The following is an 8,999-nucleotide window of genomic DNA, read 5'->3' on the forward strand; positions in this document are numbered from 1 at the left end:
TTTTCGAACATAGCCGATTTCAAGTCTCAAAATTTTGGGGTATTGTTATGTGGATAAAATGGACCGAAATGATTTATAATTACTGATAAGCGTTGAATCATCCAAAGCCTTTTCGAACTGGCCGAGCCATTCAAGGATATACGAGTCATCGAGCTGATTCCCCTGTCGAATAATAATGCCTCTGGCATCCTCCCTGTCACGGGCCCTCGTTGAAATCATCTTGTAGATGATCAAGTCCTCAGCGGTACAGACGGTTAGTGAAAGATTCGCTTCAATCTTGATCGAACGTGCCCTTTGAATCGCCTTCTCATCAAAAGAGGTATCGGCGAGCAACAGATCAATGCGAGGTCCATCGGATTCCCTGATAAAAAGAAACCCGACTTCTCGGAGTGTTTTCTCCGGATCATCAGAAAGACAGAGATAAGTTGGTTTTAGCAGCTTGACGAGGCTGTGTGCCTCTTCTCTTTTGAGCAAGATCTTGAGATCCACATCTCTCGTCAACCGGGGATCACCCCAGATGGCAACTGCGAGACCTCCAATGGCGGCTGATCGAATTCCAGATCGAGAAAGATATTTTTGTATTTGGTTCGCACTTTGGAGGAGATCCTTCATTTCTTGTTGTTTAGCCAATGAGACAGATGTTGCAACCGTTTCTGAAACTGGGCCAAATAGGTTTCCCGCTCAGGATGAAAGAGTTTCTCTGTTTTCTCAAGCAGTGGTGAGAACTCGGAGAAGAGACGACGAAATTGAGCGAGAGACTCCTGAGGGGAAAGACGCCCCAGATCATTGAATCGAACACGTTCGGCAACTTCCCAACCCTTTCTGTGTGACGCCAAGTCTCTCATTCTCTGATTCTCCTCATGTCAAGGATCTCTTTGCACCTATACTGCCAGAGTTGGGACTAAAATCCAAGGAGGTTCTTGCTCCCTCAAATCACAGAACGATTTTTAAAAGCAACAAAACCACTGAAAAACCGATAATTTTCAGTGATATGCCTCTCTCGGCTATTCTGAAAAGACTTTCTGGTGAGAATTTTTATCCACTCAATGAGCAAAGCCCCGCAGACCCCAACCCAATACCAGAATTTCAATTTAAAAATCTCCTGCAACCTATTTTGGGAGTCGGCGCGATAGGGCTCATCGGCTGGGCCCTTTTCCGATTTGCCCGCTCACCACAGCTTGTTCGTGGAGTCGACTGGCCCGGATTTCCACATCGGAGATTTCATGTCGCCACGATGAGACCTCCGACTCACCATCATCATCGCAGGATACACCCTACAAAGCGTTTTGAGAGACCAGCCCCACCACAGATCCACGACAGTGATGACGCAAGGAGACTCCGGCGGGAGATCGAAGGGCTCCTCATCGAGATCCCAAGAAACCGTGGAAGGCGTCTGGAAGAATTGCATTCTGCGTTAGAGAAGCGGCTGAGGGCACATTCCAATCTCATTGGTCTCCGAACCCTGACCGCCGATCGCTCCTATCCCCCCGCTTTTCGAGCTTGGCATTACCGTTTAAACAGACGACTCTTTCATGCGGATGACGCTGCCTGTCGGAGGGAAATGGGTCGCTTGGGAAGGCGTTATAACGAAGATGATTACTTGCCCGAAATAACTCTGCCGTTGAAACGTGTTGTCCCTTTTCATCCTCTCACAGCAGGCATCAGAGGTCGGGGCGCTAGCGATGAAAGATCGTATCTAAACAATCTCAATGAAATACGAGCGATGATTGTCTGTCGACTCCTCAATTCGGGATGGAAGGTTGGGTCATGTCCATCAGCGCAAATGCTTCGTGGTGTCATCACGTCATTGGGGTGGGAAGAACAGCTACCATGCGTCTTTGGCCCAACAACGAATGGCCTTTACATCTTAAGCAATGGTCATCACCGCATTTCGGCGCTCATCACCCTTGTGACCGACGGCATCCTCCCTCTGAGAATATTAAACGAACTCCCTGTCGTCTGTTCTACATTGCTTGACTCCAAAAAATTGGCGACACTCGTCAGAGGATCGTTCAGGGAGGATATTTTTCCCTTCTCCTGGCATCAGGTTCTCGCGTTTGACTCGAGACTTTTTTCAACGCTCCACCGCCTCGGCGTGACAGCAACACTGCGTGATGTCGCTCAGGTCTAACAACCACCTTGCTAAGCAGCGGCCTTGATCGGAATCCTGCGCGTCTCCCGCAATACCTCCGATGATTTCGGCAGAGAAATATACAAGACACCCTTCTTGAATTCCGCACCCGCCTTATCCGTCAACACCTCGCATGGCAACGGGATCTCCCTGTAGACGGTGCCGAAAAAGCGTTCCTTCCGAAAATACCCCTTATTTTTTTCTTCCCTTTCCTCCTTCTTCTCTCCTTTGATAATCAGCCGATCTCTCGTCACAGTCACGTCCAAGTCCTCCTTATCCATCCCAGGCAGATCTGCGGCAATAACCACCTCACGATCTGTTTCAGAGACGTCAACTGAGACAAGCCCCTCCATTCCCACTCGCCAGGGTTCCAAAGGCTCTATCTCAAAACCACGCATCAGGTTGTCAAAGAGCCGATCGATCGCCTCATGAACAGACCAGATCCCCCTCCCTGGCAACCTTGAGGGTTGTATTGCTGGATGTTTGGTCTCCATAAAACACCTCCTTATGTTTGGGTTTAGTTTAATGAGCCATCGTCCTCATATGCGCCTGTTGTTTTCTGAGTTGAGTCTTCCTGAACCCCTTGTCCTCCTCCAGGACCTTTTCCAGGGCCTCCTGCAAGTCAGATAAAAAGGTTACGAAAGATCCCCGAAACCCCAATCTCAAAGCAACCTGATAAGAGGCCTCCGCTACCCGGCTCAGAAACTCTTTCAGGATCGTCTCAACGCTGTAATGAGTCCCACGGTTTCCTAGTTTCATGCCCCCTTTCTAATGCAGAAAATCGTGAGCGACTATGACATCTCTCAGTGAAGATTATGATTGTTATTAGATTTTATGGTTGATCAACTTTTGGTTAGTACATTTTTATTGATAAACCATAAGTATTTCTAACTTTTAGCGGGCACGTTCGTGCCCACCAAAAGTTGAAATGCGAACTATCAAGGACAATAATCTGCCGACCGCGTACCTCCACAACTTGATCCTCGCGAAACTCCTTAAGAAGCCTCATCGTCGTTTCTGATGCGGTGCCGATCATCTCCGCCATCTCTTCACGTGAAAGGGACACGTTGATACGAATCCCCCTCTTTTCTGAAATGCCGTGATGTTGAGAAAGTGTCGTGAGGAGACGCGCCAATCTTTCCCTGACAGAACTCTGGGCCAGATCGAGCCGTTCTTCGGCATCTTTGATCAGCTCCTGCGATAGGGTTCCCATGATCTCCAGTGCCATCTGAGGCTCCCGTGCTATCAGATCCAGAGCGGTCTCCCTATCCAGAAACCAGACAGTCCCCTCCTCGATCATCTCCGCGGTTGTTGTATAGGAATCACTCGCTAATATCGATTCCAAGGCAACAACATCCCCTCTTTCTGCCAGTTTGAGAATATGCTGTTTCCCTTCGGGGCTCACCTTATAGAGCTTCACCCTTCCTGTCTGGACCAAATAAATACCGACCGCTGGAGATTCTTCATAATAAAGCACCTGCCTTCTTTTATAGAGCCGCTGATGCGCGTGACCCTGAGAGGCAACAATAAATCGGCCGGCCAACGTGGCCGGCGCATAGATACCGTCCGATGAAACGGGAGAAGAGGCTGCAAGCGAAAGAGACATAGCGAAGATATTCTAAATATGGATCCTCTGATAGTCTATTGGGGAAGAGTTGATTCTGGCATCAGGGGAACCCTGATCCCCTCATTCCTTGACTTCGGCATCGAGCCACTTCACCGCATACTGCGCCAGGTGAGAGGCATCCGAAATATTCAGCTTCCCCTTGATATGCATCTTGTGGGTCTCCACAGTCTTCACACTTAAATGAAGCGTCGCTGCGATCTGACTCGTCGAATACCCCTGACCAATCAGACGAAAAACGGTAAGCTCGCGGTCGCTCAAGATCATCGGCGGAGATTGATGTGGTACCCCATTCAAAAATTCATTAATAATCGTCGTCGTCTCCCTCTCGCTCACATAAATATTCCCTTTGAGGATCTCCCGAATGGCATAAAAAAGTTTATCAGTAAGCTCCCGCTTCATCACATACCCCCTTGCCCCAGCCTTTAAAACCCGTTCCGCATAAAGAGATTCATCAAGCATTGAAAGCACCAACACGGAAAGCTTCGGATGCCGATGAACAAGTTCCTTGATGAGTTCAACTCCATCCTGGCCATTCAGAGAAAGGTCCACGAGCGCGAGATCGGGGAGTAACGAACCAGCCAGTCTCAAAGCCTCGTCAAAATTTCCAGCCTCTCCACAGGCGACCAGATCCGGCTCGCGATTGATGAGCTGTATCAGCCCTTCCCTGACAATCGGGTGATCATCAATAATCAATATCCGAAACTTCTGATCTTTTCCCGTCACAACTCACCTTTTACTTCGGGTTCGGAAGACACCAGCGAGGCCCTCATAAGACGACTTGTCTCTTGAAGGGCCTGATCGCTCAATAGGCTAAGCTTAAGGGCATCCCCCGCCTCTTCCGCTGACCGGTTTTTCAGTCTGTCGGCAAGCAGTTTTGCATAAAGCGAGATCGCGGTAAGCTGCTGGCCCAACCCATCATGAAATTTTTCTTTTAGCTTTTCCTGATTTTGTTGAAAATCATGCTGGTGACGTTGCCACTGACGAACGAGGGGACCGAAAACAAAAAGCTCCATCCCCACCAGGACTAAAAAAGAAACAAGCGCGATCACCCAGAAGTGCCCCGTAAACGAAAATCCTATCAGGATAGCGAGGAGGCAAAGATATTTTAACCTGTAGTTCAGAATGAGAGTCTACCTCTGGCCTTATTTTTAATCCTTTATGGCATCCCCGTCAAAGGTAGAAATTGGTGGGCCGATCCCGGCGGAAAGGGTCGCCATAATCCACGAATCTCCTTGGGCAAAACCTGCCTGACCCCTTCTATCTCTCCGAACGAAACATGCTTACTTAAAACCCAAAAGATCACATGCACGATATCCTCGATCTCAACCTCGGGTTTCTCATGAAGAAAATTAAGATGGGCCCGTACATTCCTCAAAAAATCCTCCCTCTTTCTCAATCGTGAAAAATGGTGAGAAGGACGCCATCCCTCAAAATAAAGCCCACGGATCAACATCGGCAATTGATCTGCAAGTTGGACCGTCTCTTCGAGTGTCAAATGGTCGCGTAAGGCATGGAGGACTGCCCTCAGTGCTACATACGCATGATGTCGATCTTCCCAATGCAGAAGCTGCCCGATATCCTTGAGCCAGATATTGGCCTTTTGAATCGTCGAATCAAAAACACCCAAACCGGTAAAGCCCATAATAAATACCTCCCGGACGACTCGACCTTTTCATAGATTTGCATAAATACCTATGACTTTAGACACCGATTTTCATGACTTTTGTCACCTGACAAAAGTCATGAAAAAATACCTCAAAAGTCATATTGATTGCCAGACAAAGACCTACAATCACCTCATCTATGGAAGAAGAAGGACACCCCATTCATGTACTGATGATGAATCGGGATATCAGCTATTTCCAGCATGTGAAAAGCGTGCTTTCCGAAAAAAAGCCAGTAATCCCGACGTTTGAGGTGGTCGGCGCTTTTTCCTTGCCGCAGGCGTACCGTCTTTTGGGAAAGGTGAAATTCGATGTCATCCTGCTGGACAACGAATTCCAGAATGGAAACGGGAGCGGAATCCATCTCTTTCACCAGGTCCAGAAACAGGCGATCAACACCCCGATTATTGTCCTCGCGGAGTCCCAAGACACGGCACAAGCGCTTTTGGAAATGCATGAAGGGGCACAGGATTATTTCGTGAAATGGGAATGTCACCCCGAGCGTCTCATGTTTTCGATCCTTTTCTCCATTGAACGAAACCGGGTTCGACAATCGCTGCATCAGATCAACAATGAGCTCGAAAGACGCGTGGTGGAAAGGACAAAACAGTTGAGAAACCTCACAGAACATCTTCAATCGATCCGGGAAGATGAAAGGACATCCCTCGCACGAGAGATCCACGATGAATTGGGACAGGAGCTCACGGCGATCAAGATGTACCTCTATCAACTCGACAAATCTCTGGCACCGACGAATAGCCAGGCTGTCTCCCAGGAGACCTACGGTCATCTGCATTCCATGTCCCAATTGATCGACCAAACCATCCAGTCGGTCAGAAAAATCGCATCCGAATTGAGGCCGAGCCTGCTCGACCATCTGGGGCTTGCCGAGGCGATTGAATGGGAAACGGAGGAATTCCAGAAGAGGACCGGGATCTTCTGTTTTCATTCATTGGCCCGTGAGATCGTACCGGATCGTAACCACACAATCGCCATCTTCAGGATTTTTCAGGAAATCATGACCAATATCACGAGGCATTCGCAGGCAACCAAGGTGGAAGTTCGACTCTCCATGGAGAAACGGTTTGTTGTCCTCGAGGTCAGTGACAATGGCAAGGGAATCACAGAGGACCAGATTCAGGATCCGAACTCTCTGGGAATTTTGGGGATGAGGGAGCGGGCCTTGTATATGGATGGGGAGATGACATTCGAAAAGGGGAAAGGACAACACGGGACAAAGGTCGTCCTCAAAATCCCGTATCGTCAATCGGAGGAAGCGTTATGTCACGCATCCGGGTTTTGATTGCCGATGATCACGCCGTTGTGCGCCAGGGTCTGAGACAGATCCTCCATCAGGCACCGGAAATCGGGGAGATCTATGAGGCCGAAACAGCACAAGCGACGTTCGATTTTATCCAAAATAACCCTCTGGACATCCTGATCCTGGACATCTCACTCCCTGATGGAAATGGTCTGGAGATGTTGAAGCAGATCCGGAAGTGGAACCCAAAACTCCCCGTGCTCATTCTGAGCATTTTTCCGGAGGAACAATATGCCTTGCGGACTCTCAAGTCCGGCGGGGCCGGATATCTCACCAAAGACAGTCATCCTGATCAGATTCTATCTGCCATCAACAAGATCCTTTTGGGTGGCAAGTATATCGGAGATAATCTGGCCAGTCAGCTTGCCTTCGAACTGGGAGGGGAAAAATGGAAAACCGCCCCGTATGAAAATCTTTCGGATCGTGAATTTGAGGTCTTGAGATTCATCACGCTCGGCAAGACAGTCAGCGAGATCGCCAATACCCTCCATTTAAGCGTGAAGACGATCAGCACCTACCGAAGTCGTATCCTGGAGAAGACCCGCCTGAAGACGACAGCCGATCTGATCAGATTTGGCATGGAAAATCGTATCGCCTGACGGCGCTGTAAGACAAATACCTACAGAAGAATCAGAGTGTACCGATACCTCCATGATTTTACTTATGGTTCAATGAAAGCAGAAGAGGGGGCCTTTATGCGTGTCTTCATTGCAGACGATTCCTCACTGATGAGGGATCTTTTGAAGAGTATCATTTCGACAATCCCCGGCTGTGACCTCACAGGGGAGGCGAAAGATTCGAAAGAGGCCCTTCAGTGGCTGCTCAAACAAACCTGTGACGTTGCTATTCTGGATATCTGTATGCCGGGTGCCAGCGGGATCCTCGTATTAGAACTGGTCAAGAAATTGCAGCCCGACCTGATCGCGATGATTTTGACAAATTATCCGGAGGCGCCGTTTCGAAAACGCTGCCTTGCTGCCGGGGCCGATTTTTTCTTCGACAAGAGCAAGGATTTTCAAAAAGTCGGGGAGACACTGCAGGCCCTGATTGCCCGTTTCAAACCGGCTCCGGATGCAGAAAAACAAGGGGGGAATTTACAAGCCAATGACAAGACGTAACCTCAGGTTGGCCATCGCCTTTTTGTCGATCACGGGACTCCTTCTGATCCCTTCGCAGAGTCTCCGTAGCCAAAACACCTCTGTCTCCGGAACCAATCTCGAATTTTTCCATCCCTCGATCGACCCCTCCGGTTATTTCGGTGTGAACGGTCCCCGGCTGATGAAGGCAGGTCAGACTTATTTCAGAATCAGTCAAAGCTTCGCCGGCAATCACCTGTTTCTGCTGGGAATCAACAACACGCCTGTTGATCTGGTCGACAAGATTTTTACAACCACGCTGACCGCCTCACTCGGCATCAACGATTCCATGACCTTCAGCATGGAAACCCCGTTTCATCTCTATGCGCGGGAGGCTGATTTCAATACCCTGGCCCCCTTTACCACCCGTTCCGTAGGTGATCTCCGGATGGGGATGAAATTCAATCTCCTCACAGAGACCGAGAAGGCGCCTGGAGTCGCGCTGCTCTTTACAAACAGTTTTCCGACCGGAAATGAATCAAAATTCCTCGGGACAAGCCATATGGTCCCCGGTCTCGAAGGAATCGTCGGCAAAGATCTTGCGCTCTTCAGCCTCGCCGCCAATATCGGCATGAGATTCCCTCAACAAAAAAATGTGCTGGGAATCAATTTCGATGACCAGATCACCTATGGCTCCGGCATCAAGATCCCGTTCGGGTTTTTTGACCCGATGCTTTCCGTTCTCGGGGAGATCCGCGGACATCTGGAGCCAAATCAGGTCCAGATCGTCACCGCTCCGGTTGAATTCACGACGGGATTGCAAAAGGAATTTCGTTCGGGACTGACGGCCAATGCCGGCGTTGGTGGCGCCTGGAATAATGCGATCGGTAATCCCCGTATTCGGGGACTCATCACCATCAGTTTTTCCCCAGTTTGGAAAAAGGAAGGGGAAAAGATCGAAAAGGCTTTAGCACGCCAGAGAGAAGAAGAGATAAAACAGGAGGCGCTCGAGCAAAAACGGAGGGAAAAGGAACTAGCGGCCTTGAAGCGAGAAAAGCACAAGCTTGAAAAGGAACTGGCATATCAGAAGGAGAGAGAGGAACTGAAGAAACAAGATCAAGAGGCCAAACAATTGGCGGATAAGATCAAGAAAGAAAAGGCAGAACTGGAAAAATTAAGG

13 protein-coding genes are annotated in these 8,999 nt (G+C 49.1%); 5 read left to right on the forward strand and 8 right to left on the reverse strand.

Annotated features, from left to right (window positions below; translation table 11 throughout):
- Nucleotides 1-45: 45 nt before the first annotated feature.
- Together HYT76_09655 and HYT76_09660 are read right to left on the reverse strand one after the other, a co-directional pair.
- Nucleotides 46-612, reverse strand: a complete 567-nt coding sequence (locus tag HYT76_09655) for a hypothetical protein (protein MBI2083811.1) — start codon at nt 610-612, stop codon at nt 46-48.
- Nucleotides 609-845: a hypothetical protein gene (locus tag HYT76_09660; GenBank protein MBI2083812.1), complete on the reverse strand. Its 237-nt coding sequence runs from the start codon at nt 843-845 to the stop codon at nt 609-611. Before HYT76_09660 ends, HYT76_09655 begins: the two co-directional genes overlap by 4 nt.
- Nucleotides 846-991: 146 nt before the next feature.
- On the opposite strand from HYT76_09660, the gene HYT76_09665 reads away from it, so the two are divergent.
- Nucleotides 992-2,131, forward strand: a complete 1,140-nt coding sequence (locus tag HYT76_09665; GenBank protein ID MBI2083813.1) for a hypothetical protein — start codon at nt 992-994, stop codon at nt 2,129-2,131.
- Between the two features lie 11 nt (nt 2,132-2,142).
- On the opposite strand, the gene HYT76_09670 is transcribed toward HYT76_09665, so the two are convergent.
- From HYT76_09670 to HYT76_09695, 6 genes are all read right to left on the reverse strand, one after another.
- Nucleotides 2,143-2,625: an Hsp20/alpha crystallin family protein gene (locus HYT76_09670; GenBank protein MBI2083814.1), complete on the reverse strand. Its 483-nt coding sequence runs from the start codon at nt 2,623-2,625 to the stop codon at nt 2,143-2,145.
- A gap of 28 nt (nt 2,626-2,653) precedes the next feature.
- A complete protein-coding gene (locus tag HYT76_09675; protein MBI2083815.1) occupies nt 2,654-2,890 on the reverse strand; it encodes a hypothetical protein in 237 nt (78 codons plus the stop codon).
- A gap of 94 nt (nt 2,891-2,984) precedes the next feature.
- Nucleotides 2,985-3,737 carry a Crp/Fnr family transcriptional regulator gene (locus HYT76_09680; GenBank protein MBI2083816.1) on the reverse strand — a complete coding sequence of 251 codons (753 nt, stop codon included), beginning with the start codon at nt 3,735-3,737 and terminating at the stop codon, nt 2,985-2,987.
- 81 nt (nt 3,738-3,818) lie between these two features.
- Nucleotides 3,819-4,481, reverse strand: coding sequence for a response regulator transcription factor (locus HYT76_09685; GenBank protein ID MBI2083817.1), 663 nt, complete (start codon nt 4,479-4,481; stop codon nt 3,819-3,821).
- Nucleotides 4,478-4,807 (reverse strand): histidine kinase dimerization/phosphoacceptor domain-containing protein, encoded by a 330-nt coding sequence (locus HYT76_09690; protein MBI2083818.1) that lies wholly within the window; start codon nt 4,805-4,807, stop codon nt 4,478-4,480. The genes HYT76_09685 and HYT76_09690 overlap by 4 nt, the downstream gene beginning before the upstream one ends.
- A gap of 107 nt (nt 4,808-4,914) precedes the next feature.
- Complete coding sequence (locus HYT76_09695) at nt 4,915-5,400, reverse strand: DUF2267 domain-containing protein (protein MBI2083819.1); 486 nt, start codon at nt 5,398-5,400, stop codon at nt 4,915-4,917.
- A gap of 161 nt (nt 5,401-5,561) precedes the next feature.
- Here HYT76_09695 and HYT76_09700 point away from each other — a divergent pair, with 161 nt between their 5' ends.
- From HYT76_09700 to HYT76_09715, 4 genes are all read left to right on the forward strand, one after another.
- Nucleotides 5,562-6,725, forward strand: a complete 1,164-nt coding sequence (locus HYT76_09700) for a response regulator (protein ID MBI2083820.1) — start codon at nt 5,562-5,564, stop codon at nt 6,723-6,725.
- On the forward strand, nt 6,704-7,342 hold the full coding sequence (locus tag HYT76_09705) for a response regulator transcription factor (GenBank protein MBI2083821.1): 639 nt from the start codon (nt 6,704-6,706) through the stop codon (nt 7,340-7,342). The genes HYT76_09700 and HYT76_09705 overlap by 22 nt, the downstream gene beginning before the upstream one ends.
- Nucleotides 7,343-7,438: 96 nt before the next feature.
- Nucleotides 7,439-7,861, forward strand: coding sequence for a response regulator transcription factor (locus HYT76_09710; protein MBI2083822.1), 423 nt, complete (start codon nt 7,439-7,441; stop codon nt 7,859-7,861).
- Nucleotides 7,848-8,999 (forward strand): hypothetical protein (locus HYT76_09715; protein MBI2083823.1); only part of this gene is annotated, 1,152 nt, incomplete at its 3' end. The genes HYT76_09710 and HYT76_09715, both read left to right, overlap by 14 nt.

The sequence above is a fragment of the Deltaproteobacteria bacterium genome (assembly GCA_016180845.1).
GTDB lineage: Bacteria > UBA10199 > UBA10199 > JACPAL01 > JACPAL01 > JACPAK01.